23 protein-coding genes are annotated in these 24,519 nt (G+C 62.2%); 8 read left to right on the top strand and 15 right to left on the bottom strand.

Annotated elements, in window-relative coordinates; genetic code table 11:
• Nucleotides 1–6: 6 nt before the first annotated feature.
• Nucleotides 7–663 carry an LOG family protein gene (locus F6X42_RS19150; protein ID WP_187635725.1) on the bottom strand — a complete coding sequence of 219 codons (657 nt, stop codon included), beginning with the start codon at nt 661–663 and terminating at the stop codon, nt 7–9.
• 102 nt (nt 664–765) lie between these two features.
• On the opposite strand from F6X42_RS19150, the gene F6X42_RS19145 reads away from it, so the two are divergent.
• Entirely contained in the window at nt 766–1,677 is a 912-nt protein-coding gene (locus tag F6X42_RS19145) for a LysR substrate-binding domain-containing protein (protein WP_187635724.1), read from the top strand.
• 136 nt (nt 1,678–1,813) lie between these two features.
• On the opposite strand, the gene F6X42_RS19140 is transcribed toward F6X42_RS19145, so the two are convergent.
• The 10 genes from F6X42_RS19140 to F6X42_RS19095 all read right to left on the bottom strand — a co-directional run bounded on the left by F6X42_RS19140 (nt 1,814) and on the right by F6X42_RS19095 (nt 14,551).
• Nucleotides 1,814–2,752 (bottom strand): hypothetical protein, encoded by a 939-nt coding sequence (locus F6X42_RS19140; protein WP_187635723.1) that lies wholly within the window; start codon nt 2,750–2,752, stop codon nt 1,814–1,816.
• A gap of 94 nt (nt 2,753–2,846) precedes the next feature.
• Complete coding sequence (locus F6X42_RS19135; protein ID WP_187635722.1) at nt 2,847–4,097, bottom strand: glycosyl hydrolase family 28 protein; 1,251 nt, start codon at nt 4,095–4,097, stop codon at nt 2,847–2,849.
• Between the two features lie 188 nt (nt 4,098–4,285).
• A complete protein-coding gene (locus F6X42_RS19130; RefSeq protein ID WP_187635842.1) occupies nt 4,286–5,191 on the bottom strand; it encodes a cation diffusion facilitator family transporter in 906 nt (301 codons plus the stop codon).
• Nucleotides 5,192–5,238: 47 nt separating this feature from the next.
• Nucleotides 5,239–10,077, bottom strand: coding sequence for an NAD-glutamate dehydrogenase (locus F6X42_RS19125; RefSeq protein WP_187635721.1), 4,839 nt, complete (start codon nt 10,075–10,077; stop codon nt 5,239–5,241).
• A 167-nt stretch (nt 10,078–10,244) separates the two neighbouring features.
• Nucleotides 10,245–11,129: an alpha/beta fold hydrolase gene (locus F6X42_RS19120; RefSeq protein ID WP_187635720.1), complete on the bottom strand. Its 885-nt coding sequence runs from the start codon at nt 11,127–11,129 to the stop codon at nt 10,245–10,247.
• On the bottom strand, nt 11,126–12,160 hold the full coding sequence (locus F6X42_RS19115) for a M14 family zinc carboxypeptidase (protein WP_187635719.1): 1,035 nt from the start codon (nt 12,158–12,160) through the stop codon (nt 11,126–11,128). The genes F6X42_RS19120 and F6X42_RS19115 overlap by 4 nt, the downstream gene beginning before the upstream one ends.
• A gap of 476 nt (nt 12,161–12,636) precedes the next feature.
• Nucleotides 12,637–13,140, bottom strand: coding sequence for a lysozyme inhibitor LprI family protein (locus F6X42_RS19110; RefSeq protein ID WP_187635718.1), 504 nt, complete (start codon nt 13,138–13,140; stop codon nt 12,637–12,639).
• Nucleotides 13,124–13,720: a lysozyme gene (locus tag F6X42_RS19105; protein ID WP_187635717.1), complete on the bottom strand. Its 597-nt coding sequence runs from the start codon at nt 13,718–13,720 to the stop codon at nt 13,124–13,126. Before F6X42_RS19105 ends, F6X42_RS19110 begins: the two co-directional genes overlap by 17 nt.
• Complete coding sequence (locus tag F6X42_RS19100; protein ID WP_187635841.1) at nt 13,693–14,163, bottom strand: hypothetical protein; 471 nt, start codon at nt 14,161–14,163, stop codon at nt 13,693–13,695. Before F6X42_RS19100 ends, F6X42_RS19105 begins: the two co-directional genes overlap by 28 nt.
• Nucleotides 14,164–14,281: 118 nt before the next feature.
• The gene (locus F6X42_RS19095; protein ID WP_187635716.1) at nt 14,282–14,551 is read right to left on the bottom strand and encodes a hypothetical protein; all 270 of its coding nucleotides are present in this window, start codon (nt 14,549–14,551) and stop codon (nt 14,282–14,284) included.
• Between the two features lie 197 nt (nt 14,552–14,748).
• Here F6X42_RS19095 and phnC point away from each other — a divergent pair, with 197 nt between their 5' ends.
• The 4 genes from phnC to F6X42_RS19075 all read left to right on the top strand — a co-directional run bounded on the left by phnC (nt 14,749) and on the right by F6X42_RS19075 (nt 18,532).
• Nucleotides 14,749–15,666 (top strand): phosphonate ABC transporter ATP-binding protein, encoded by a 918-nt coding sequence (phnC, locus tag F6X42_RS19090; RefSeq protein WP_187635715.1) that lies wholly within the window; start codon nt 14,749–14,751, stop codon nt 15,664–15,666.
• Nucleotides 15,667–15,726: 60 nt separating this feature from the next.
• Nucleotides 15,727–16,704: a phosphonate ABC transporter substrate-binding protein gene (gene phnD, locus F6X42_RS19085; protein ID WP_187635714.1), complete on the top strand. Its 978-nt coding sequence runs from the start codon at nt 15,727–15,729 to the stop codon at nt 16,702–16,704.
• The gene (gene phnE / locus F6X42_RS19080; RefSeq protein ID WP_187635713.1) at nt 16,701–17,540 is read left to right on the top strand and encodes a phosphonate ABC transporter, permease protein PhnE; all 840 of its coding nucleotides are present in this window, start codon (nt 16,701–16,703) and stop codon (nt 17,538–17,540) included. The genes phnD and phnE overlap by 4 nt, the downstream gene beginning before the upstream one ends.
• Before the next feature lie 155 nt (nt 17,541–17,695).
• The gene (locus tag F6X42_RS19075; protein WP_187635712.1) at nt 17,696–18,532 is read left to right on the top strand and encodes an EamA family transporter; all 837 of its coding nucleotides are present in this window, start codon (nt 17,696–17,698) and stop codon (nt 18,530–18,532) included.
• Between the two features lie 86 nt (nt 18,533–18,618).
• Here the strand turns inward: F6X42_RS19075 and F6X42_RS19070 are convergent, their stop codons facing one another.
• A complete protein-coding gene (locus F6X42_RS19070; protein WP_187635711.1) occupies nt 18,619–18,963 on the bottom strand; it encodes a DUF4148 domain-containing protein in 345 nt (114 codons plus the stop codon).
• 255 nt (nt 18,964–19,218) lie between these two features.
• On the opposite strand from F6X42_RS19070, the gene F6X42_RS19065 reads away from it, so the two are divergent.
• Both F6X42_RS19065 and F6X42_RS19060 read left to right on the top strand, forming a co-directional pair.
• Nucleotides 19,219–19,755: a thioesterase family protein gene (locus F6X42_RS19065; RefSeq protein WP_187635710.1), complete on the top strand. Its 537-nt coding sequence runs from the start codon at nt 19,219–19,221 to the stop codon at nt 19,753–19,755.
• Entirely contained in the window at nt 19,748–20,713 is a 966-nt protein-coding gene (locus F6X42_RS19060) for an alpha/beta hydrolase (protein ID WP_187635709.1), read from the top strand. The genes F6X42_RS19065 and F6X42_RS19060 overlap by 8 nt, the downstream gene beginning before the upstream one ends.
• A gap of 41 nt (nt 20,714–20,754) precedes the next feature.
• On the opposite strand, the gene F6X42_RS19055 is transcribed toward F6X42_RS19060, so the two are convergent.
• Nucleotides 20,755–21,717: a response regulator gene (locus tag F6X42_RS19055; RefSeq protein ID WP_187635708.1), complete on the bottom strand. Its 963-nt coding sequence runs from the start codon at nt 21,715–21,717 to the stop codon at nt 20,755–20,757.
• 592 nt (nt 21,718–22,309) lie between these two features.
• Between F6X42_RS19055 and F6X42_RS19050 the strand changes: the two genes are divergently transcribed.
• Entirely contained in the window at nt 22,310–23,119 is an 810-nt protein-coding gene (locus F6X42_RS19050; RefSeq protein WP_187635707.1) for a hypothetical protein, read from the top strand.
• Nucleotides 23,120–23,132: 13 nt separating this feature from the next.
• Here the strand turns inward: F6X42_RS19050 and F6X42_RS19045 are convergent, their stop codons facing one another.
• Together F6X42_RS19045 and F6X42_RS19040 are read right to left on the bottom strand one after the other, a co-directional pair.
• The gene (locus tag F6X42_RS19045) at nt 23,133–23,807 is read right to left on the bottom strand and encodes an HAD family hydrolase (protein ID WP_187635706.1); all 675 of its coding nucleotides are present in this window, start codon (nt 23,805–23,807) and stop codon (nt 23,133–23,135) included.
• A gap of 60 nt (nt 23,808–23,867) precedes the next feature.
• On the bottom strand, nt 23,868–24,500 hold the full coding sequence (locus tag F6X42_RS19040; protein WP_187635840.1) for a DUF2894 domain-containing protein: 633 nt from the start codon (nt 24,498–24,500) through the stop codon (nt 23,868–23,870).
• Nucleotides 24,501–24,519: the final 19 nt, after the last annotated feature.

The raw sequence follows: 24,519 nt of genomic DNA, 5'->3' as shown, positions 1-24,519 counted from the left end.
TTGCCCTCAGACTGTCGCGTGACCGGTCCGGACGAGACTGAGTGGTGTGATTGACGTATCCGGAATCGGGACACGTAGTTTCAAGTAATTGACGACGCTGTCCACATCGTCAAAAATCCTGATTTCATCGAGTTCCCCTGCGCTGATCAGGCCAGCCGATTCCAGATTTGTTCTCATCCAATCGATAAGTCCTCCCCAGAATTGCGAACCGACCAACACGACTGGCACGGGCTTAAGTTTCCTTGTTTGCTTTAGTGTCAAAATTTCAAATAGCTCATCGAGTGTGCCCATCCCACCCGGCATCGCAATAAATGCGCGAGAATGCTTGCAGAAGGCGATTTTTCGAGTGAAGAAATTTTCGAATACAAGGGAGATATCTTGAAACTGAAAATCGGCCGACTCGAAAGGAAGCACGACATTGAATCCGATAGTGCATGTTTTTCCCGTACGCGCACCTTCGTTGGCAGCCCGCATAATGCCGGGGCCTCCACCTGAAATTACGGTATAGCCCTCACTCGACAATCCGGAAGCAATTTGATGAGTGAGTCTGAATATTTCGTGGCCAGGTTTGATGCGCGCGCTGCCGAATATGCTTACCGCGGTGCCGACGCGATCCGAAAGCTGTTCGATACTCTCAAGCTCTCGCAAGATGATTGCATGCATGGACTTGCTTATTTGTGAGAAAGATAGGACTTCGTAACGACTCAGATCGACAGTCTATCGACTGGCAACTGGACGGAGTAGCGAAATAGTTGCACAATCGGTGTGAATTTATTTCTACCCTTAATCATGCGCATCTTGCCTCCTCTCAGGGCCCTTCAAAGCTTCGAAGCCGTAGCCAATTACGAGAGCTTCACTCAAGCGGCAAGTGATTTATGCATAACGCATAGTGCGATCAGTCATCAGATCCGTGCGCTCGAAACCTGGTTTGGAAAGGATATTTTCGTTCGCCATAGCGGTGGAGTTCGACTGACCAAAGACGGCGAGCGACTGAAGAGTGCATGCTCGGCCGCACTTGCGCTGCTCGAAGACGAATGCGTTGGTATTCGTGATCAGAGGCCAGAGCGCAAGCTCACGGTTGGCTGTTCCGTCAGCTTTCTCGCTCACTGGCTTCTTCCCAGAATTGAGGAGTTCTCAAGACGCGTGCCGGAGGTCATAGTGAATTTTCAGGCGCGAGGCGATGTTGCAGCATTGCTGAGGCGGGAAGTCGATGCCTTGATAGTCACCGATCGATTTCCGTCGTCGGCCATCACGGCGACCTGCCTGACGACCGATATGATAGGGCCGGTCTGCGCGCCCAACTGGCCGAACGTGCCCAGGTCGCCGCGCGACATCGGCGGGATGCGCCTGCTGCACGCAAGGTCACGCATGAATGCATGGAGCGAGTGGAGCCGAACTGTCGGAGTGGGGGTCGATTCGTGTTGCGCTCAGGTATTAGACAGCTTGTCACTGACCATCGAAGCGGCAAGAAGCGGGGTGGGACTCGCGATCGCTCCGGAGTTATTGGTCCGGCGCGATCTCGCCGATGGCCGGCTCATTGCACCCGTGGGGTTTGTGAGTGTGGAGCGGTCTACCTATCTTTACGTGCGCGCGTCCCACTCGCAGGAAGACGATATTGCGAGCTTTCGCAGTTGGTTACTCGAAGAATGCCGTAAGGATCTTCCGCCTGGAGTTTAGAGCAGGGACGCAACGGCTAACAAAGTCGAAACCCGGTATGCGCTTCGGCTCGAAGACCCGCTGAGGTGCGTGACCTTCACCCCCGCTCTTCTCGCATGTCGTTTCACCTCCTCCCGCCTGCTTTTACCCGCCACACTCACGGTCCCAGTTCATGCGCGCGCTGCTGTTCGCCTTGCGTCGGAAATAGCTTGACCCGCAACGCCTGAAGCTGCGCGTCGCGCTGCGCGGCGTCGAGACTCGCATCGTGAGTAATCTTTTGAGCGTCGTTCTGATAGCTCGAATACCGCTCGGCCCAATGCTGTCCTTCGTGGCTCCGTTCGCTGAAACTCGTCACCGCTTTTTGCAATAGCCCAAGCAGGTATTGGATGTGCAGTTCTTCGTCGCGGCTGTTTTGCCAATGTGGAACCGGATAACGCGGTTGCTGCGCGGACGCGGCTACCCCTTCCTGATCAGCCGCGCGTTGCCGCCATTCGTCGATTGCCTGCGTCAATTGCGAATCGTCGTTCTGATACCAGACCTGCTCGACCTGGCCGCCTAGCATCCGTTGCCGCAACTGGTCACGCTGCTGACGCCACGTCGAGATCCGGTTAATGTCGACGTTCGATGCATTCAGGCTCTGCGCATTCAGGTTCTGTGCGGCGAGCATTTCGTCGTGCGCTTTCATATAGGCCACGTAATGCTCGACTATCTGCACCGCTTCCTCCGAAGCCGGAGAACGGAGCCGGGTTCTCAGATACAGCTTCAGTTGATCCGCGCGGTCGTCGTCCGCCTGTTCGAGAAGAAAGAAGTCGATCAGCTCGCGCAACGTGTCGTTGATGATCAGATGATGACTGTCCGTCATCGCCAGTCCATTGGCGAGGCTCGAATCGCCGGGCCAGATGCGCAACGAGTCGTCGGTGTCGGCCGCGGGTCCGTGCACCGGGGCTGCCGCGGCCGCGTTGCTTTCGCTATCCGCGACGACGCTCGTCGCAGCCTGCGCTGCTGGCGCCGTGTGCCGCAAGTACAGCACGCCGGTCGACAGGCCCAGCGCCGCCGCGCAGATCACGCAAAGAGGTCCCAGCCATTTTCCCGGCATGCTGATCCTTGACGACGATCGCTTGATAGAACGATACGGAAAGGCCGATGATGATGCGCCTCTCCGCACCGCTAGCCGCTACACTGCGCCGCCGTCAGAACGAGCAGCTCGGTATGCTGCCGCTCAGCGTGAAATTCGACGTGGTGACGCCAGTGCCGGACGGCGTGATGTTGGAGTTATACAGACCAACGCTCGCGTACTGGTCGCCGCTTTGCGCGGTCGCATCGAGGCTGACATTGGCCAGATAAGCTCGCACCGGATAGCTCGAACTGCGCCCATCGATCTTCGTATCGGCACCGGACACAGACGCCGTCGAGTACGCACCATTAACGATGATGTTCGACAACGTCGGGCTGCCGCTGCCACTGCAACTGCTGTAGTTCGTATCCATCACGATCAGATGCTTCGCGTTAGTGATGCAGGTATTGACGTAGCTGACCTGCTGCACCGTCAGCGAACATGGATCGGCCTTCACGTTGATCGCGTTCGCGTCGGTCGAGGCCGTGCCGTTCAGATCGTTGCCGTACACATAGTTGTTCTCGAACAGGATGTTCGACACCGTGTTCTTCGCGATGCTGCCGACCGACAAACCATGCGTGCCATGCAGCCTGGTATTCGAAACGGTGACATTCGAGATGTTGCCCGAGTTCGTCTTGACCGCAACGCCATCGTCGCCGGCTTCGATATCCGAGTTGGTCACCGTCGCATTGGTCAGGCTGTCGATGTCGATACCGTCGGCGTTCTTACGCGTGGCCGGCGTGCGAATCGACACGTTCCATGCGGTGAAGCCGCTGCCGCCTTCGACGTAGAGGTTCGGATGAGCCGCCTGAGACAGCGTCACGTTATAGACGATGAAGTTCGTGATATTACTCGCCTGCACGAGCCGCGGTGTGCCGCTGATGATATCGCCACGGCCGTCGACGGTGCCCGGTCCCATCAGCGATGCATTCGTGCCCGAGAACGACAGCAGGTTCGCATTGCTCGAGTAGCTATCGTTGCCATACAACGTGACGCCCAAGTTGACCACGATGCCGGCGCCGCTGATCGTCAGACTGTCGGTATAGAACGCGTTGTTCGATCCGGAAGAGGCCAGCACAACGCTGCCGCCCGTGCCCGCGCAGCTGTTCAACGCCGCTTGCAGGCGGCTCGTGTCGTCGGCGGTCGGCGGCGCTGCGCGTTGCGAACTCGTGAACTGCGCGGTAAGCGTGGTGCAAACGGTGGGATAACCTGGCTGCGTCACCGTTCGGCTATCGCCGGTCGCCAACGTTTGCGCGTGAGCGGTAAAAGCAAACAGACAGGAACACGTAACGACAACGGAAGAAAAGGCGCGACTGATTTTTTTCATCGAAATCTCCGATGTGACGCACGATTTTTATGGGAGCTTGAGCGGGAATTTGGGTAAGTGGCCTGACTAATGTTAAGTCGTATGACCAATGCCCCGACGAATACTAGGTTCCGGGTTCGGGCCTGTCAAGCAAGGAGATGTCGATCAGGGCGACGTGAACGCGTGCCCGTTATGAATGGAAGACGTCTTTAATTGCGCGGCACATCCGGTTCGAAAAATACCCAGCGCACCTGAGGAAACGTGGCCTGCAGATCGGCCTCGATGACATTGATCGCATCGACCATCGCGCGGCCGCTCGCGTAGTCGATCATTTCCGCCTGCACCGCCACCACCACGTGGCGCCCCCACTGCAGCGTGATCATGTTGATGATGCCGCGAATCTCGGGACGCGCGCGCAGATGCGCGTCGATGGCGCTACGCACTTCCGGGCTCGCGGATTCGCCGACGATCATCGACTTCACTTCACGCGCGATTAGCCACGCGATCGTCATCAGCAGAAGACCGACCCCCACCGAGCCGAGCGCGTCATACACGGGGTCGCCGGTCACCATCGTCGATAGCACCGCTACGAAGGCGATAGCGAGACCGAATAGCGCCGCGACATCTTCACCGGCCACGACCAGCAGATCGGATTCGCGCGTCTCGCGAAACCAGCGCCATAGATTTTTATCCGGATGCGTCTTGCGAATCTCCTTGACCGCACCCCACAACGATAGCGATTCGAGCACCACCGACACGCCGAGCACCGCCAACGCGACGAACGCATACTGCAACGGCTCGCGCGCAATCAATCGATGCACGCCCTCATACACCGAAAACGCACCGCCGACGAAAAACAGCAGCAACGCAACAAGCAGCGAATAGAAGTTGATTTCGCGGCCACTGCCCATCGGGTGCAAAGGGCTCACCGGCTTGCGCGCTTCGCGCAGTCCGAAAAGCAGCAGCAGTTGATTGCCGCAGTCGGCGGTGGAGTGAATCGCCTCGGCGAACATCGAGCCGGAGCCGGTGAATGCCGCCGCGGCGAACTTGCAGACGGCGATGCCGAGGTTGGCGGCGAGTGCGTAGAAAATGGCTTTCGGTGATTCTTCTTTCATCGTCGCGCCGCCAATTTCCAGATCGTCTTTTACCGCATTCACGCGGCTCACGCCCTCTCGAGCGCCGCCATCTCCCGCACGACGACCAGCAGCACGGAAAGGCTCGCGCCGCCCGTCGCACGCAGATCGGTCAGCAAACGCGTATAGCGCTCGAGTTGCGCTGCGCGTTTCTCGCGCCAGGTTTGCACGAGCGAATCGGGCGTCGATGCATCGGTCGCGCCGGTCAATGCGCTCGTGGTCAGCGCGCGCTTGAGCCGGGCGAGTTCGGCGAGCGCCGATGCCCGCGCGAGCATGTCCCAATGCGTCGGCGCCGGCAATGAGGCCGCGCGCTCGCTGATCCAGCCGTAGTTCAGCAGCGTGCCGAGAGCGAAGTAGACGCCCGCGACCTGTTCGAGATTGCGCCCGCACGTCGACGCGACTTCGGCGATATCGAGTAGCGCGGCGGACACCTCGCCGCTCGCGATCCGCACTGCGAGATCGCTATCGACACCCGCATCGACGAACACTCTTTGCCGCTCCGACAACGCTTCGAGATCCGCGCCTGGCAACAGAGCCGGCCATTGCGGCGCGAGACGCTGCGCGGCATCGCGACAGCGCGCGAGCAGGCCGGTCACGTCGTCGCCGGCCGCGCCCGTTTGCAGATGCCGCAGGAACCACAGCGCCGAACGTTCGACGAGCCGTGCGACCTCCGCGAACATGCGCGCCTGCATGTCGTCGGCGACGCGGTTGTCGAGCGCGTCGATGCTGCGCCAGATCTGATCGAGATCAAACACGTCGCGCGCCATGATGCACGCGCGCACGATGTCGCCTGGCCGTGCATCGGTCTCCTCCATCAGCCGATGCACGAACTCGCAGCCGACGCGATTCACGAGCGCGTTGGTCAGATGCGTCGCGAGGATTTCGCGGCGTAGCGGATGGCGCTGCATCGGTTCGCGGAAACGCTGCCGCAGAGGTTTCGGAAAGTACTCGATCAACATGTCGCTGACGAGCGGGTCTTCCGGCATCGGCGATTCGAGCAGCGCGTCATAGAGCCACATCTTGCTGTACGCGAGCAGTACCGCGCGCTCCGGTGTCGTCAGGCCCTGCTTCGCGGCGGCGCGCTCGGCGAGGTCTTCGTCGGTGGGCAGAAATTCGATCACGCGATTGAGCCGCCCGGCCTTCTCCAGATAGCGCATCAGGCGTGCTTCGGCATCGAGCAGCTCCACGCCAAAACGGCCGGCGATCGACAAAGCCTGCGTCTGATAGTAGTTATCCGTCAGCACGAGCAGACCGACTTCATCGGTCATCTCGGCTAGCAACGCATTGCGCTGCTTCTCCGTCATCTCGCCGTCGGTGACGACGAGGCCCAGCAAAATCTTGATGTTGACCTCGTGATCCGAGCAATCGACACCGGCCGAATTATCGATCGCATCGGTATTGATGCGGCCGCCGCGCTGCGCGAACTCGATGCGCCCGAGTTGCGTCAAGCCGAGATTGCCGCCCTCGGCCACGACCTTGCAACGCAGATCCGCGCCGTTCACGCGGATCGCGTCGTTCGCGCGATCGCCCGCCTGCTGATTCGTTTCGCGGCTCGCCTTCACGTAGGTGCCGATGCCGCCGTTATAAAGCAGATCGACGGGTGCCTGCAAAATCACGCGCATCAGCTCGGCCGGCGAGAGCGCCGCGGCGCTGATGCCGAGCACCGCTTGCACCGCCGTCGACAGCGGAATCGTCTTCGCGCTGCGCGGGAACACGCCGCCGCCCGCCGAGATCAGCGACGGATCGTAATCGGCCCAGCTCGAGCGGTCGAGCATGAAGAGGCGCGCGCGCTCCGCCATGCTCGCGGCGGGATCGGGATTCGGATCGAGAAAGATATGCCGGTGATCGAACGCGGCGAGCAGCTTGATATGCGGCGACAACAGCATGCCGTTGCCGAACACGTCGCCCGACATGTCGCCGACACCGACCACCGTGAAGTCCTCGCTCTGCGTATCGACGCCCATTTCGCGGAAGTGCCGCTTGACCGACTCCCACGCGCCGCGCGCGGTGATGCCCATCTTCTTGTGGTCGTAGCCGACCGAGCCGCCCGACGCGAACGCGTCGTCGAGCCAGAAGCCGTATTCCTGCGAGATCGCGTTCGCGTAGTCGGAGAAGGTGGCCGTGCCCTTGTCGGCGGCCACGACCAGATACGGGTCGTCGGGATCTTGTCGCACCACGTCAGGTGGTGGCACGACGTCGGTGCCCGCAAGATTGTCGGTCACGTCGAGCAGTCCGCGCAGGAACGTCTGATAGCATGCGACGCCCTCGCGCATCCACGCATCGCGCTCGCTCTGCGGCGGCGGATTCTTGACGACGAAGCCGCCCTTCGAGCCGACGGGCACGATCACGACGTTCTTCACCATCTGCGCCTTCATCAGGCCGAGCACTTCCGTGCGGAAATCCTCGCGCCGATCCGACCAGCGCAAGCCGCCGCGCGCGACGCGCCCGCCACGCAGATGCACGCCCTCGACGCGTGGCGAGTAGACCCAGATCTCGAACATCGGTTTCGGCTCGGGCAAGCCGGGCACCTGGGCGGGATCGAACTTGAACGACAGGTAGGGTTTCGGCTGCCCCGTGGCGTCATAGCGGTAGTAATTGGTCCGCTTGGTCGCCTTGATCACGCCGAGGAACTGCCGCAGGATGCGGTCTTCGTCGAGATTCGGCACCTGGTCGAGCGCGCTGTCGATCGACTGGAGACAACTGTTCACGCGGGCCTCGCGCACGTCGCCGAGCGCCGGATCGAAGCGCGTAATGAACAGCGCGACGAGCATGCGCGCAATCGCCGGGTTGCCGGTCACCGCGCGTTCGATATACGCGTCGCTGAAGGTCGAACCGACCTGCCGCAAGTACTTCGCGTACGCACGCAGAATCGTCACCTCGCGCGCATTCAACTGTGCGCGCAGCACGAGGCGGTTGAAGTCGTCGCTTTCTATCGTGCCGGTCCACACCTGCTCGAACGCCTGTTCGAACAGATCTTTCACCCGCTCGATGTCGAACTCGGTATCGTCCGCGAGTTCGAGGCCGAAGTCGTGGATCCACGCGGGCGTCGCGCCCGGCGCTTCGATCAGATAGGGCCGCTCTTCGTCGACACGCACGCCGAGATGTTCGAGCATCGGCAAGCTGCGCGACAGCGCGATCGGCAAGCCCGCGCGATACACCTTGAAGCGGAACGCGCGCAGTCCCGATTCGATCGGCCGGTAAAGGTTCATCGCGAGCCGCTCGGTGCCCTGTACGCGCTCGATCAGTTCGATATCGCGCACCGCCGTGCGCGCCGGATAGTCGTCGCGATAGCCGGCCGGAAACGAATCGCTGTAATGCTGCAACAAACGGTTGCCTTGCTCTTCACCGTACGCGTCGAGCAACGCGTCGGCCAGATCGTCCTGCCAGCGTCGCGCGACCTGCACGAGGCGCGCTTCGAGCTCGCGCGTGTCGACATTCGGCATGCCGCCCGCTTTGGCATGGACGACGAAATGAATCCGCGCGAGCGTCGACTCCGACAGCAGCGGCGTGAATTCGACGTTCTCGCCGTTGAACGCATCGGCGAGCAGGTTCGCGATGCGTTGCCGCAGATCGGTGTTGTACTTGTCGCGCGACACGAATACGAGGCACGACACGAAGCGATCGAAACGATCGCGCCGCACGAACAGCCGAGTGCGTTGATGCTCCTGCAAGCGCAGCACGCCGAGCGTGGTGTCGTAGAGCTGGTCCTCGTCGGCCTGGAACAATTCGTCGCGCGGATAGGTTTCGAGCACCGTCACAAGCGATTTCGCCAGATGACCTTTTGGCAGGAATGCGGCGCGTCTCACGATATTCGCGCATTTACGCCGTACGATCGGAATCTCCGCGGCCGAGACGAAATAAGCAGTCGACGTATACAGGCCGATGAAGCGCCGTTCGCCCGTCACCTTGCCATCCGCCCCGGTCAGCTTGATACCGACATAGTCGAGATAGCCGGGCCGGTGCACGGTGGCACGCGAATTGGCCTTGGTCAGAAAGATCGGCGACGACCCGGAGACGATCTCCGCGGCCGCCGGCGGCAGCGTGGTGACTTCCGGCGCGCCGACGGGCCGCAGCGCATCGCGCAGAATACCGAGACCGGAGCCCGCGATCGCCCGCAAGCCGTAGCCGCCGTCCTGCTGCACCAGTTCGTAATCACGCTGGCCGAGGAACGTGAAATGATCGGCGACCATCCATTCGACGAACGCGCGGGCTTCGACGCCCTCGGGACCGGTATCGCGCACCTTCAGGTCCTGAATCGTCTGCTTCGCGCGTTCAACGATCTTCGGCCAGTCTTCGACCGCCGCGCGCACGTCGCCGAGCATGCGCGCGATGTCGTCGCGCAAGGCGTCGAGTTTTGCGGCATCGCCACAACGATCGACCTCGAAATGGATGCACGAGGTTAGATGCGAGCGCGTATCGCCGGCATCTTCCGCGCCCTGGCTGACGCGCGCGATGCTGCCGTCCGGCGCGCGCCAGATGCGAAACACCGGATGCACGACCGAATGCAGTGCGAGCCGATGCCGGTTGACCGTCATCGAGACCGAATCGACGAGGAACGGCATGTCGTCGTTGACGATCTCGATCACCGTGTGATCGGAATGCCAGCCGTGCTGTTCGAGGATCGGGTTATAGACCCGCAGCCGCTGTTCGCCCGGCACGAAGCGCTGCGCGGTCTGCCAGTGAGCGAGCGCCGCGCCGTACAGATCGGCGATCGAGCGGCTTTGCAGATCGCCCGCGTCGACGAAATCGTAGTAGTGACGCAGGAAGGGTTCGACGATATTGAAGGTCGGCTCGGGCAACCGCCCCCGCGCAAATTCGACGACATCGTTCAGCAGGTGCGTGACGGCTTCTTCGTTCTTTGCTTGCATGATCGACTCCCCTGGCTGGCGGCAATGGTGAGTATCGCGTGATTCGCAGGCAACGTCTGACTTGGAATTATGCGCCTGCTGTGCGCGATACGGCCGATTCGCGCAGTCAGGTAATACCCGCCTGACAGGTCGTCGAGTCGTTGCGGCGCGGCGATGCCGTGCGCGGCTCAATGCGCGGGCTTTGCGGGCGCCCGTGCTGGCGCGGGCGCGAGCACCGGCGCACCTCCATCTTCGGCGCGCCGCGTGAGCCACGCGCGAATCTGCGCAGCGGTCCACGCCGGATCGTCGTGCGGAAGATCGTGACCCGCCCAAGGATGCTCGCGATGCGGCGCACCCCACGCCGCCGCGAGCCTGGCCGAACAGACCGGGTTGACGAGCCCGTCGGCCCGCGAAGACAGAATCAGCAGCGCGCAGCGCGGCGCGGCAGCTATCGCGCTAAAGCGCGCGGCCGCCCACAATTGCCGCAGCGCATTCGCGCGGCTCACCGGCGCGCTGCGGCGGATCGCGGTCCACGCCGCGAGATCCGCGCCCAAAGTGTCAACGTTATTGCATGTGAGGCGATGGATACCGCTCTCTGCATCGGCCGCATCGCCCCAATGGGCGGCCACGTCGAACAGGCCAGGCCACGACGATGGACGCAGCCGTTCGTGCATTCGGCTGAATGGCCGCATGCTCGTATTGATCAACACGAGCCGTTCGATTTCGCCGGGATGACGCTGTGCCCAGTCGGTCGCGACCATGCCGCCGAGCGACATCGCGAGCACGTTGTACGGGCCCGGCACGCCGGTTTCGAGCGCCGCCTGCCGCACGAATGCAACCATGCCCGCGACGCTCGCGGGCGCGCGCCGCCGCGCGTATTCACCGTTGCCAGGCAGATCGAGCAGCAGCAAACGCACGCCGGTCGTGCTGGTTGCGGTTGAGGTCGAGGTTGACGTCGCATCGCGCAAGCTATCGCCCGGGATCGGCCCCAAGGTTTCGCGCAGCGCAGCCGGTAAGCGCCCCCAATGACGCGTTTCGCGCGTGAGTCCGCGCAACAGGATCCACGTGCTCATACGCTATCCGACCTGTACCAGTGATCGAGCGCGCTTTGCAGCAACTGCTCGCGACGGTTGCCTTGCGGCAGCCAGCGCTGCGCCGAAAACGCCGCGCGCGCGAGGAAGTCGAACAGGTTTGCATGGCGCCGCAGCACGCGCGCGGTGCGATGCTCCATGACTGGATTGAACATGCCCTGGCGCGAAAACAACTGGCGCGGGTTCTTCTTGATCCACAGCCACGAGCCGAGTTCGAGCGTCATCGGCAGGAAGATGTTCGGCACCGGCGTGCGGTCGTACGCGCAGTCCCACAGATCGCCGTGCAGCAGATACTGGTGGCTCTGCGGCTCGAACGTGTAGCCGTGATGCGGATGCGCGTGCTCGAACATGCTCTTCAACACGTACATTTCAGGCAGATGCGGCATGTGCCGGCGGGTTCGCGCGTACGGAAACCAGATGCTGTCGCTCCAGCCGTAGCCGGAATGGCAATCGAGCGCGATGCTCAGCGGCCGTGCGGCGAGTTGCGTTTCGACCACCTGCAGTAGCGCGGCCGCCTCCGGTTCCATCGGCTCGCCCGCGCGGCCGCGATACCAGGGCAGCCACGCGCCGACGCGCTGGCCGCCCGCCAGCAGCGGCACGCGTGCGTCGGCGTTCTGCGGCGCGTTGCGCATCAGATCGACGCCGTGCGGATTGGCGCGCGTCGATGCCCACATGCCGCCGGGATTGACAATGGGGCAGAAATATATCCTGATGGATTGCAATTGCCGCACCAGCAATTCGTCCCATTCGAGCCGCGCGAGCAGCGCGCGCATATAGTCGAGCACGAGTTGCGAGCCGATTCGCTCGAGCCCGTGAATGCCGCCGATAAAACCAATAGCGGGCGCGAGCGAATCGGATGAACCGATGCTCGCGGTGTAGACGGAAAAGCGCCGGCCGCGCACCTCGGTCTCGCAGATAGCGCGGATTTCGAAGCTCGCGCTGCCCTGGTCAAGTATCGACTTGAGATCTTCGTATTCTTCGAAGCTGTCGGGTAGGAAGCTTATAGCCGGCATGGAACGTCAATCGGAACGTTGGAGGGGGACGGAGTCCGGAACCGCGGCGCGCCGCACCGCCCCTAATATATCCGTCTGCTGTGACAGTTGCGCGGGTGCAGCGTTAGGTGATGCACATAGGGCGCGCCACAGCCATGCGCGAGTGCGCGAAAAAGCGCGGTAGTCGTGACGTAGAAAGTGCTAAGACCGTTACCGGTGCCCTGACCATTGATCACGGCCAACCGGAACAGGACGGGTGAATGACAAAGATTGCGGCTTTTCACCAGTCGGGCGCGGCGGACAGGCCGCCATTGCCGCCGCTGCACGATGTTGAATTGAGCTGGATGGGGCTTAGTGGCTTTGTGCTCACCGGCTGGCATCGAGTTCATCGGCGATGTCGCCTGTGCCCAGTCGTGGTGGTGCGGGCCACGTGCGTGACCTGCCTTTGGATGGCCCCGCCGCAGCGGGGCACTATTTATTGCCCGGTTGCCTTCCGTTTAATATTCCGCACTCTTCAGATCACTTATCCGTTCCTTCGTTATACGCGCCATACAATCCCAAAACGTCATATAACGCATCGACGCTTCGCCTAACGAATAGGTCTCAGCATAACATTGATTGTCACGATATTCGACCCACGCGCTCTGTCCTTTCTCAAAGTAAGGCAATGCGACAGGGTTGTTATCAGCCCTCAAATCAACATCGTCTTTCCTGAACTCGGCTTCCAGCGATTTAACCGTAGAATTCAATTGCGCGGAAATCCGTTCGAAATTCCTTTGGCTGCACGCAGCTATATCGGCAGTTGACGCGTGCTCACCCGTCCTGCAAAGGCGGTCAATCTCTTCGCGCGATTTACCAGTAAAATAAACAGATGACGGCGTTGCTTTTTTGTAGTCAAACTGCACCGAGTATATTGTCTTACCTAGCGCAACGGGATCAAGAAAAGGCAATGCCGAAATCATGACCAGTGGTACAGCAAGTTTTCTAATGGGATGCATCATATACACCTTCAAAAAATATTCTGGCTTCCGTCCTCCGGCGGTGGCGCAAGCTTGGTCCACAGCGAAAACTTTTGATGTAATCCGGGATATTTTCGTAATCTCCTTGATTTACGCGGCGCGTCAATTCATCCGCAGCATGACCTGCTCCGGCATTGAAAGAAATGCTCACCAAAGCGTCATATTCATATTCAAACAACGGCACATGCACCTTGGAATTTATGGCTCGTTCCGTTCGCTTCAAATCCTTCTTCAGAAACTCTCTGGCACGTTGAACCGATATTGTCTGCCCAAGGCGCAAATTATCTTCCGGCAGGACGAGATGGCCGCAACCTACCGTAGGATTTCCACGATCATCGGGATAGACCAACAGAATAAATCCCTCCGAAACGGGCGCGTCTATATGCGAGTGATCAGAATGAAAAATTCGTGTTACGCCATTCAATCTGCCGCTTTCCCATACGGCCATGAAGGTTGAAATCTGGCTTGACGCAACCCAAGGCTTACAAAGCCTACTCGATTGGACAACTACGCATGAATTGGGGGTCGTGTTTGTTACTGCCGATCCGAGTGCATCAGGCATTGCGCCTCCTCTCTGTGACCAAGATAAATATGTATGGATTGAGCGCCGTTTGTTTTGTAGCGTTGAGTGCGCCCCGAACCATCCGTTACGCCGTGGACGAGCGAACCGGACGGCAGACGAACCGTGTAATACGTATTGCACATAACGCGGCCGTCACCATCTTTGAGTGTGTATTGCTCGTCGTGAGTGCGATGCTTCGACGTTAGCGCCGGCGTTGCCTTGCGTCCGCGACAATCGCACGCCCATGCGTAACCCAGGGCTTCGGCCATGGCGTAACCGTTTGAATACGACTTCAGCCTATCGAACGGAAACCATTCGCCGGTTTCGGCGTTCAGCGCCATTGCGGACGGCATTGGTGGGAAATTTGAGTAGACTGAATAAGTGATACGGCAAAGCAGGCATTCTTCCTTACCCCCGGTTTCATCCTGTTTCGGTTGTCCCATTTTGGCCTCTGCTGATTTTCCAGAAAACAACCGACGAATTAACCATCTAAAACGCGACACGGTCAAGGACTTTAATTCGAGATAAAACCGTTTTGACAGATATTCACAATTGCTCTGCCTATCTCATTTTCAGGTGCATTTTTCCAATATCACCGTCCAAAAAAACGGCATTGAGCCGCGTTTGCCGACTGGGATCGACGCCGGTCAGTGCTTCGTTGAGGGAGCGTTCATGGGCCGTCAGTTTGTCGTTCGCGCCTTGCGCAGCGTCAGCGAGAAGCGCTGCCGCGTCCGTCCGTGTCAGCCGGCGGTTGGGAAGCACCTTGGCGTCAAGCGCAAACCCGGTGAACAGTTCCTGATCGCTGCGAGTGGTCGCGTCGTACGTTTGCACGCTAATCCTGTCATGCGTATGTCACTGTCCGTTCGCATCACTGACTTCGCGGTGACTCCCCAATGACTTTCTTTTGCCAAGTCGCAAATAAAGATGTAGTCGTCTAGACGTTGCGATGCCTTCACTCAACCGTCACAGTCACTTCCTAGAATGAGCCCACACCTGCCGGCAGTGACCGGATGCAAGAGGGAATACAGATGGAAGCGATCCGTGAAGCTATTCGAATCGAACGTTTGAGCAAGACGTTCGGTAACGGCCGCAAAGCGCTCGACGAAATCGATCTGCGCGTCGCGCCCGGTGAAATGGTCGCGCTGATCGGCGCGTCGGGCTCGGGAAAATCGACGTTGCTGCGGCATATCGCGGGCTTTATCGCGTCGGACGCGCAGCCGTCGCGAATCGAGATTCTCGGCCGGCCGATCCAGCAGAACGGCCGCATCGTGCGCGAGGTGCGCAGCATTCGCCGCGACATCGGCTTCGTGTTCCAGCAGTTCAATCTGGTGAACCGGCTGTCGGTCGAAACCAACGTGCTGATCGGCGCGCTCGCGCGCCTGCCGTGGTGGCGGCGTCTGAGCGGCCGGTTCCCGCACGCGGAACGCGCGCTGTCGCTGGCCGCGCTGCACGAGGTCGGTATCGGTGAACATGCGCGCGAGCGCGCCGCGAACCTGTCGGGCGGTCAGCAGCAACGCGCCGCGCTCGCACGGGCGCTCGTGCAGCGTGCGCAAATCGTGCTCGCCGACGAGCCGATCGCCTCGCTCGATCCCGAATCGTCGCGCCGCGTGATGGGCATGCTTCAGGCGCTGAACGTCGAGCACCGGATCACGGTGCTGGTGTCGCTGCACCAGGTCGACATCGCGATGCAGTACTGCCCGCGCACCGTCGCGCTACGTCGCGGCAAGGTGGTCTACGACGGCCCCTCCAATGCACTGACGTCGGCGCTGCTGAAAAAACTCTACGGCGACGATGCGCGCGAACTGCTCGACGACGCGACGCACGACGCCGACGAAACACCCGACGCGCCTGACGTCGCCGCTCTCGCCGCCGCGCCGGCGCGCACGGACCCAGGCCCCGCCGCCGCGCGCTACGCGTACGCGCTCAACGCCGCGCCGTCGAACTAAACCCGCCCGCGCTGTCGCGCGCTCCTGATTTCTTCCGTCCACCCAACCGGATCTCAACCGATGAAACTCTTGCGCTCCCTGATCACGCTCGCGGCCGGCGCTGCCGCTTTCGCCTGTGTCGCCGCGGCCCATGCCGAGGACATCAACCTCGGCATCATCTCGACCGATTCGTCGGCGGTGCTCAAGCAACGCTGGGAACCGCTGATCGACGACATGAAGAAACAGACCGGCCTGAACGTGAAGGCTTTCTTCGCGACCGATTACGCCGGCATCATCGAAGGCATGCGCTTCAACAAGGTGCAGGTCGGCTATTTCGGCAACGCGTCGGCGATCGAAGCCGTCGACCGTTCGGATGGCGAAGTGTTTGCGAAAGCGCAGCACGCGAACGGCGATAGCGGCTACTACTCGTTGCTGATCACCAATGTGAACAGCCGCTTCAAGACGCTCGACGACGTGTTCAGGAACACGAAGGACGTCACGCTCGGCTTTGGCGATCCGAACTCGACGTCGGGCACGCTGGTGCCGGGCTACTATCTGTTCGCGAAGCACAACGCGCCGGTCAATACGTCGTTCAAGAGCGTGCTGCCGTCGAGCCACGAAGCGAATCTGCTCGCGGTCGTCAACAACAAGATCGACATCGCAACCAACAACAGCATGATGATGCAAACGCTGAAGCGCGAGCACCCGGACAAGTTTGCGCAGGTGCGCGTGCTGTGGACCTCGCCGCTGATTCCGTCGGACCCGCTCGTCTGGCGCAAGGATCTGCCGCAAGCGACGAAGGACAAGCTGCGCAAGTTCTTCCTGAACTACGCGAAGACCGATCCGCACGAAAAAGCGGTGATGGCCGGCATCACCGAGTACATCGGCTTCGAGGCATCGTCGGATCAGCAGCTGCTGCCGATTCGCGAGATCGTGCTGTTCCAGCAGAAGCAGAAGATCGAGAGCGATACACATCTGTCCGATAGCGATCGCAAGACGCAGTTGGCCGCGCTCGACGCGAAGCTGAGCGCGCTCAGCAACGCACAATCGAAGCAATGAACACGGCCGATCCGATCGCGTCGCCGGCGCGCTCGAGCGAAGCGGCCGCCGCACAGGCGGCGCAAGCGAAAGACCGTGCCGGCAAGCGCGGCTGGTGGTCGCTGCTCGGCTGGATCGCGGTACTCGCCGTGCTCGGCGGCGCGTGGCACGGCGCCGACATGCGTCCGCTCGACCTGCTCAGCGACTCGGCCAACATGGGCCAGTTCGCGGCGGACTTCTTCCCGCCCGACTTCACCGAGTGGCGCAGCTACGCGCACGAAATGTACGTGACCTTGGCGGTCGCAATCTGGGGCACCGCGCTGTCGCTCGTCTGCGCGGTGCCGTTCGGCCTGATGTCCGCGCACAATCTCGCGCCGCGGTGGGTCGTGCAACCGGTGCGCCGCCTGATGGACGCGTGCCGCGCGATCAATGAAATGGTCTTCGCGATGCTGTTCATCGTCGCGGTCGGGCTCGGTCCGTTCGCCGGCGTGCTCGCGTTGTGGGTGCATACGACGGGCGTGCTCGCGAAGCTGTTCGCCGAAGCGGTTGAGGCGATCGATCCGCGCCCGGCCGAAGGCGTGCGCGCGACCGGCGCGACACGCCTCGATGAAATCGTCTATGCGGTGCTGCCGCAAGTGCTGCCGCTGTGGATCTCCTACGCGTTGTATCGCTTCGAATCGAACGTGCGCTCGGCGATGGTGGTCGGCATGGTCGGCGCGGGCGGGATCGGCGTGGTGCTGTACGAGGCGATCCGCTCGTTCAACTATGCGCAGACGGCCGCGGTGATGATCATGGTGATCGTCGTCGTAACGATGATCGATCTCGGCTCCGCATGGTTGCGTGAGCGGGTGATCTGAGGACGGCGCGCGCGCCCCACAACGCCGCTTTCCTCCACATAAAACCCCTTCGCTTTAGTCATCCTCTCCGCCATTCCGGCGTTCTGCTGGAATAATCACGGGCTTGCGACCGCCTTGCGGTCTTCCCCTGCCCTGTTCGTCCGATCCGGTTGTCGATGGAAACCTTTGTCGTCCTGCTGGTGCTGTTCTCCGCGCTGCTTCACGCGACCTGGAACGCGTTCTTGCATCTGTCCGAAGACCGGGTCTGGCTGCTCGGCATGATGGCGATGCCGTACCTCGTGGTCAGCGCGATCGGCGTGCTGGTGCTGCCGCTACCGGCGCCGGCCGCGTGGCCGTATATCGTCGCGTCGGCGGTGCTCGAATGGGGCTATCTGCTCGCGCTGATTCGCGCGTACAGAAGCGGCGATTTCAGCCAGATCTATCCGATCGCGCGCGGTCTTTCGCCGATGCTCGTGTTCGTCGGCGCGCTCGTGTTCGCAGCAGAGGTGCTTGAACCGCTCGCCGCGCTGGGCGTCGCGCTCGTGTCGTGCGGCATCGTCTCACTCGCCTTTCGACGCGGCATGCGCTTTTCCGGCGAGAGCGTGCCGTTCGCGTTGCTGACGGGTCTTTTCATCGCGACCTACTCGGTCGTCGACGGCGTCGGCGCGCGCGTCGCGGGCAATGGCCTTAGCTACATCATGTGGGTCTATCTGATCTGGAACATCCCGCAGTTCATGCTTGCGTGGCACTGGCGCGGCGGCGCAAAGGGGCTCTTCATCGGCCGCGCGCTGGTGGTGAAGGGCATCGCGTCGGGCGTGCTCGCGCTCGGCGCGTATTGCCTGATCATCGAGGCGTATCGCTATCTGCCGATCGCGATGGTCTCCGCGTTGCGCGAGTTGAGTTCGATCTTCGCGGTGTTGATCGGCTGGATCTTCATGGGCGAGAAGCTCACCACGCGACGCATCGTGGCGTGCGCACTGGTGACGCTGGGGGCGGTGCTGATACGGATTTGATGGCGCGCAGCGACGAGCGCTGAAGCATGCGGCGGCGACACGCTGTGCGGCATCATTTCGATCGGCATCGAATACGTGAGCAATAGTCAACGCGTGTAATTCACCACCGGCACAGAATACGAACTCGGCGCGGAATCGGTGTGACCACTGCGCTGCGACGATCCATTCGCGGGCATCCCGTAGCCGCTATTCCGCGCGACCTGGTTTCGCGCCGCGGCCTTTGCTTCGGCCGCCTGGATATTGGCCGGATAATCGCTCGCGTTCGCGTTGGACGGATCGTAACCGGCCTTTTCGAGCTGGCTCAGTTCGGCGCGCACCTGCGCGCGCGAGATCGGCTCATTGGCCTGATTCGACTGCGCAAACGCCACGAGCGGCGCGGCAATGACAGCGGCGATAACCCCTGCCTCGATCAGCGACCTGATGGACTTCATGATTTCCAATCTCCAGAGATAGCTTCATGCGATTGCCGCGAAGCCTCGTGTGAGCGTCGGCCATACGCAGCGGTTAGGGCAGTTTAGAAGTCGTTCAGGCCGCGTAGTAAGCCCTGAACCATGAATTCACTGTTCCTATAACGACCACAATTCGAGGCCCACCGGGTTCCGGCGCAGGCTCATCGCGATGCACTACACTGATAACCCCAAACGATGCGCCGCAGCCATCGCATTCGATCGAGGAGATTGACGCCCATGTCGCATCCCGTTGTTCTGCCGTCTTACCGCGACAGCGTGCGCGCCGAATGGGTCGATTACAACGGCCACTTGCGCGACGCGTTCTATATGCTGATCTTCAGTCTCGCGACCGACGCGCTGATCGATCTGATCGGCCTGCCCGATGCGGTGCGCAAAGAGCGGCATCGGTCGATCTACACGCTCGAAGCGCATCTCAACTATCTGCATGAAATCAAACAGGGCACGCAGGTGCGTGTCGACATGCGCGTGCTCGGCTACGACGCGAAACGTATTCATGTGTACCTCGAAATGTTTTCGCTGGACACGACGCAAAACCAACGCACCGGCCCCGTCGCCGCGGGCGAGCAGATGCTGCTACACGTCGATACCAGCGGACCGCGCGGCGTCGCTTTCGATCCGGACGTCAATGCGCGCGTGCACGAACTCGCGCAAGCCCATGCGGCATGGCCGCCGGCGCGTTTCGCGGGACGTGTGATCGCTTTGCCGCGCACAGCGCAACTGGAAACACGACCCGAACGAAGTGGCCATGCTTGAGCCGGAAATCGCCGCTTTTATCGAACGAGCCAGTGCGCTCTATCCGTCGCATCACGCGGCGGCGACGCCGCGCGATCAGCGCGAGCTATACGACCGCTACGCCGCAATGCTGACACCGCCGCTGCCCAGCGACCTCGTCGCCCAGGACGCGAGCTTTCGCACCGGCGCGGGCCACCCGGTCCCGCTGCGGCTCTACCGGCATCCAGTGAAGGCACGCGAAAATGGCACGATCCGCGGCACGGTGCTGTATTTTCATGGCGGCGGCTTCGTGCTCGGCTCGCTGAACAGTCATCAGATGGTGACCGCGCGTCTCGCCGCCGACACTGGCCTCGACGTGATCGCGGTCGACTACCGGCTCGCGCCTGAGCATCGCGCGCCGGCCGCGCACGAGGACTGTCTCGAGATCACACGGGCCGCATTGAACCACCGCCTGCCGTTCGACCTGCCCGAGCACGCTGCATTGCAACTCGCGGGCGATAGCGCCGGCGGCACCCTGGCGGCAAGCGTCGCGCTGCGCTTGCGCGACGATGGCGAGAGCGCGGTGCGCGGCATCGTGCTCGTCTATCCGATGCTCGGCACCGAGCCGCAGTTGCCCGCGCGCGACACCGAGTCCGATGCGCCGATGCTGACGCTCGCGGACGTGCATAAGTTTCGCGACGCTTACTGGGGAAAAGGTGAAGAAGGCAACCCAACGCCTGGCCCCGCGTGGACGATCCCGCTCGCCGCAACCCGCTTCGACGGGCTGCCGCCGATGCTTGCCATCGGCGCCGAGCACGACCCGCTACGCGACGACGCGCGCGCGTTCGTCGAACAGATTCGCGCGGCCGGTGGAGACGCCCGGCTACTGATCGGCACGGGGCTCGTGCATGGATGCTGGCGCGCGCTTGAAACGAGCCCCGGCGTGCAGGCCATGCACCGGGCTGTATGCGAGTTTCTCCGCGAACACGCACGCCATTAGCGCGGCGACACGAACCGCCGCGCCCGGTCCGTTATCGCCGCTCAGCGATTACGGTCGACGCGCCAGTGCGCAAACGTGACGAGATCGAGACCGACCTCGACCGGCTCGATGCGGGTCCAGCCGAAGAACGCGTCGTCCCAGCCGGGGATGCTTTGCGGCGTCAGCGACTGGAACTTCATGCCGGAGCGATACGCGAGGTCCGGCCAGAACAGCGGCATCACCTCGCGCGTGGCGAGCTGGCGCAGCAGGTCGGACGGGCCAGCCTCGTCGGCGACGATTTCGCCCTGCGAGATCCAGTCGTTCTCGGCCCACGCGACGAACACGCTCGGATTGCCCGCGGCGTCGAACATCAGGATCACGTTCTGCTCGGGCCGCCAGTAATACTCGACGATGTCCTGTGCAGCCACCACTTCGTCAATCACCTTGCGCGTGCGCGGATCGCAGTAGGTCATGCCGTTTTCGCCGAGCGCGAGCCAGCCCGACTCCGCGCAATGGCGAATCTTCGCGTCCTTCAGGAAATGTGTGAGGCGATTGGCCGAATCCGGGTCGGTCTTGCGCAAGTACAGATCGACGATGCCGGCGTTGAACGCCTTCACCGCGACGGTTTCGTCGGCGACGCCGGTGAGCAACACCTTCGCGCAACGCAGATGCGAGATCGACGACAGGAATTCGACGCCACCGATGCCCGGCATGTCGTAGTCGACGACGACCGCCGCCACTTCCTCGAAGCGCGACGGCCGCGCGACGATGTCGCGCTCCGCCGACGTCTCGACGAAGCGCTCGACGCCCGGCTCGCTCAGACACGCCGAGGCCGCCGCGAACTCGAGCGAATTCTCGCGGGCATGCTGGCGGATATAGTTGAGCGCTGCTTGCGGACGCGTGAAAAACAGGTTCGTGTAGGTGCCCGGAAAGAACCGGCGCAGCGCGTCGAGGTAGCTGTCGTTGTCGTCGACGAAAACCACGGTGGACGGATAAAAAACGGGAGGTCGAATAAAGTTGTTCATATCTTCACGTGTTTCCCACGCCGCCGCTGCGAACGCCCCGGACCGACCAGTCGGTCTTGGCGTCTCGCAACGCGACTGCCCAAGGAATGCCGGGCGAGGTCCCGCCCGCGGTCCGCATGATCAATGGGTTCTTGTCGCTACTTCCGGTCACCGCCCGCCGTCGACGCTATCGACGCTGCTCGCGCGTCTCGTTGGCGCCGTTTGGCGGGCCGCCGGCATGTGCGTTGTGAGCCAGTCGCTGCAAGTCACTTATTCACGCCGGATAATCGAACCGTGGCTGCCGGTCGTCCGCAATGGTCGTATAGTACAGGCTCCGCGCATTGGCGGCACCACTTAAATCGCATTGCCGCAGGCACCCGTCGCGTGAATGCGGCGAACATCATTGAGTCAAAAAGAGAATCGCGGCGCCTGGAAAAACGTCGTTTTCCATCGTGAAGGCGAGTCGCGATAACCGCAGGCGTATGCTGTCATGGTGCCAGGTTCATTCGGACATCACCCATCGCGAAGCGTCGCGCAATGCCGGCGAGAAGCGTCGATGGGAGACGTCGTTTATCATCAGGCAATCGCAGTTGCTATTGGTAGTTGCTTAGATATGACGAATACCGGCAAGATGATGATAGTCGGGCTGCTCGTGGTCGATGCGGGCGTCGCCGGTTATCTGCTTTACCCCAGGGACGATCAGGCGCCGGCCGTGACCGGCGCGGTGACCCGCAGCGTCACCGGCGCGGTCGAATCGCAACCGCAGACCGGCACGTCGCGTGCCGCTGGCGCCAGTGTGATGCCGGCGCAACCGGTCAGCCCACCCGCGCCGCGCTCGGACATCGCGAACAACGCTGTGATCGCGCCGCAATCGGCGCTTCCGCAGACGGAGTCGGCCGCTCCGGCGCCCGTGCCCGCTCAGGCGCCCGCTCAGGCAGCCACTCAGGCACCCGCTCCCGCGCCGAGCGTCACGCCCGATTCGACCCAGACCTCCAGCGGCCGCATCGATAACGCGGCGCCGTCGGCGGTCAATCCGGCCACAGCCGCGCGTGCGCGCTCGAAACCGCAGTCGTACGCAGAGCAAAAAGCCCAACCGAGGCCGCAGTACGGACCGCGCCTCGACCAGACCCAGGCCCGCCGGCGCGACGACACGCACCCGAATGGCGCCAACCCCGTCGCCGCAATGCTGACGGACCAACTGGTCAAGGAATCGGCAAAACCGGACCCGTCGCTGCCGATGCCTTCGGGCATCACCGTGCCGATGTCATCGGGAAATGACACTGGCGCCGGCGCTGGGCCCAGGCCTGGCACCGGACGCGGCACGAATCCGGTCGGGTCCGCGATGACCGATGAACTCGTCCGTGAATCGTCGAAAGTGACGCCGACGCAGCCCGCGGCGGAGCCGCCGATAATCAAGCACTGATCGGCGCCCTGCTTCACGGCCGCGACGCCACTTCGTCGAGATGCCCGAGCAGATCGGCCGGATCGTCGTAGACACGCAACGCTCCCGCGCGCTCCAGTTCCTCGGTGCCATAGCCACCCGACAGCAGGCCGACGCCGAGCGCGCGGCAGCGGCGCGCGGCGAGCATGTCCCAGATGCTGTCGCCCACCACGACCGTGTGCTCGATCGGCACGCCGAGCCGCGCGGCCGCGGCGAGGAAGAGGTCGGGATCGGGCTTCGCATATTTGACGTCGTCGCGCGTGACGACAACCGACTTCGCCGGATCGACGCCGAGCGCCGCCAGATTCAGCGCGGCGGTTTCCATCCGCCCGCTCGTCGCGACGGCCCACGGCGTACCGGCCTGCGTCAGCGCGCCGAGCAGTTCGCGCGCGCCCGGCAGCGGACACACCTGCGCGCGCATGCGCTGATAGGCGGCCGCATGCGCGTGCCGCAGTCGTTCGGCGCGTTCGACGCTGATCTCGCCGTGGGTCTCACGCAGCAACTGGTCGGTGAACAGCCCACCGCTCATGCCGATCTTGCGATGGATTCGCCAGACGGACAGCGCAATCCCCTCGCTGTCGAGCGCCTCTTTCCATGCCAGCACGTGCTGATAGACGCTGTCGACGAGCGTGCCGTCGAGATCGAAAAGAAAGGATGTCTGAATACGCATGCCGGCCTCCAGTGATGATGGGTTCAGTCACTATGCCATGGGTCGATGAATCATCGCGGGTTAGCGGGCCTTCCTGCGAGCGCCCTTGCCTGCCGTCGCCGCGCGCGGCGCCTCCTTGTCGAGCGGCGCGCCGCCGTTCATCTGCTCGAGCCACGACAGCGTATCGACATACGACAGAAACTGCTTCAGATACCCCGGTGACAGCTCGCGCATCAACGACAACGCGCGATGCACGAGGCTGCTCGAATTGAGCGGCCCCGCGTTGCCGGGCACCTGCGCGAGCGACTGGCGCAGCTGCTTTTCGCTGCGGACTTTCGACCAGACTTCGCGGAAGTAGTCGACCCCGGGAAGTTCGGGATAGGTCGCGGCGTGCGGTGCATCCGCGAGCGCGTGGTGGCGGCCGAGGTGTTCGATCAGCGCCGCGAGCGTGGCGTCGTCGGCTTCGTTGGCTTCACCGGAGGTGGCTTGCGACGCGCTCTCGTCCGCAGCCGCACGCTCGACCTCGGCCGCATATTCGGCCAGCAGTTCTGACAATCGTTGCTCGAGCGCTCGCCGCGACTCGCCGCTGTGCCGCGTCGCGCGCTGTGCAAACGCGTCGAGCAGATGAAAGCGCAGCGGATCGAGCCGATCCGCGCCGTTCGCGCGCCATGCATCGAGCGTCGCGCGAGTCGCGTGGATCGCGTCGTCGGTGATCAAGCTGCCGTCGAGCGCG

The sequence above is a fragment of the Paraburkholderia podalyriae genome (assembly GCF_014397785.1).
Taxonomy (GTDB): domain Bacteria; phylum Pseudomonadota; class Gammaproteobacteria; order Burkholderiales; family Burkholderiaceae; genus Paraburkholderia; species Paraburkholderia podalyriae.
The sequence above is the reverse complement of the archived record's forward strand: the minus strand, read 5'-3'. Positions and strand labels throughout refer to the sequence as shown.

Excerpts from the sequence above, each read along its gene's own strand:
- F6X42_RS19150 (WP_187635725.1), bottom strand. The coding sequence starts at position 663 with ATGCATGCAATCATCTTGCGAGAGCTTGAGAGTATCGAACAGCTTTCG.
- F6X42_RS19140 (WP_187635723.1), bottom strand. The coding sequence starts at position 2,752 with ATGCCGGGAAAATGGCTGGGACCTCTTTGCGTGATCTGCGCGGCGGCG.
- F6X42_RS19135 (WP_187635722.1), bottom strand. The coding sequence starts at position 4,097 with ATGAAAAAAATCAGTCGCGCCTTTTCTTCCGTTGTCGTTACGTGTTCC.
- F6X42_RS19130 (WP_187635842.1), bottom strand. The coding sequence starts at position 5,191 with ATGAAAGAAGAATCACCGAAAGCCATTTTCTACGCACTCGCCGCCAAC.
- F6X42_RS19125 (WP_187635721.1), bottom strand. The coding sequence starts at position 10,077 with ATGCAAGCAAAGAACGAAGAAGCCGTCACGCACCTGCTGAACGATGTC.
- F6X42_RS19120 (WP_187635720.1), bottom strand. The coding sequence starts at position 11,129 with ATGAGCACGTGGATCCTGTTGCGCGGACTCACGCGCGAAACGCGTCAT.
- F6X42_RS19115 (WP_187635719.1), bottom strand. The coding sequence starts at position 12,160 with ATGCCGGCTATAAGCTTCCTACCCGACAGCTTCGAAGAATACGAAGAT.
- F6X42_RS19110 (WP_187635718.1), bottom strand. The coding sequence starts at position 13,140 with ATGATGCATCCCATTAGAAAACTTGCTGTACCACTGGTCATGATTTCG.
- F6X42_RS19105 (WP_187635717.1), bottom strand. The coding sequence starts at position 13,720 with ATGCCTGATGCACTCGGATCGGCAGTAACAAACACGACCCCCAATTCA.
- F6X42_RS19100 (WP_187635841.1), bottom strand. The coding sequence starts at position 14,163 with ATGGGACAACCGAAACAGGATGAAACCGGGGGTAAGGAAGAATGCCTG.
- phnC (WP_187635715.1), top strand. The coding sequence starts at position 14,749 with ATGGAAGCGATCCGTGAAGCTATTCGAATCGAACGTTTGAGCAAGACG.
- phnD (WP_187635714.1), top strand. The coding sequence starts at position 15,727 with ATGAAACTCTTGCGCTCCCTGATCACGCTCGCGGCCGGCGCTGCCGCT.
- phnE (WP_187635713.1), top strand. The coding sequence starts at position 16,701 with ATGAACACGGCCGATCCGATCGCGTCGCCGGCGCGCTCGAGCGAAGCG.
- F6X42_RS19075 (WP_187635712.1), top strand. The coding sequence starts at position 17,696 with ATGGAAACCTTTGTCGTCCTGCTGGTGCTGTTCTCCGCGCTGCTTCAC.
- F6X42_RS19070 (WP_187635711.1), bottom strand. The coding sequence starts at position 18,963 with ATGAAGTCCATCAGGTCGCTGATCGAGGCAGGGGTTATCGCCGCTGTC.
- F6X42_RS19065 (WP_187635710.1), top strand. The coding sequence starts at position 19,219 with ATGTCGCATCCCGTTGTTCTGCCGTCTTACCGCGACAGCGTGCGCGCC.
- F6X42_RS19060 (WP_187635709.1), top strand. The coding sequence starts at position 19,748 with ATGCTTGAGCCGGAAATCGCCGCTTTTATCGAACGAGCCAGTGCGCTC.
- F6X42_RS19055 (WP_187635708.1), bottom strand. The coding sequence starts at position 21,717 with ATGAACAACTTTATTCGACCTCCCGTTTTTTATCCGTCCACCGTGGTT.
- F6X42_RS19050 (WP_187635707.1), top strand. The coding sequence starts at position 22,310 with ATGACGAATACCGGCAAGATGATGATAGTCGGGCTGCTCGTGGTCGAT.
- F6X42_RS19045 (WP_187635706.1), bottom strand. The coding sequence starts at position 23,807 with ATGCGTATTCAGACATCCTTTCTTTTCGATCTCGACGGCACGCTCGTC.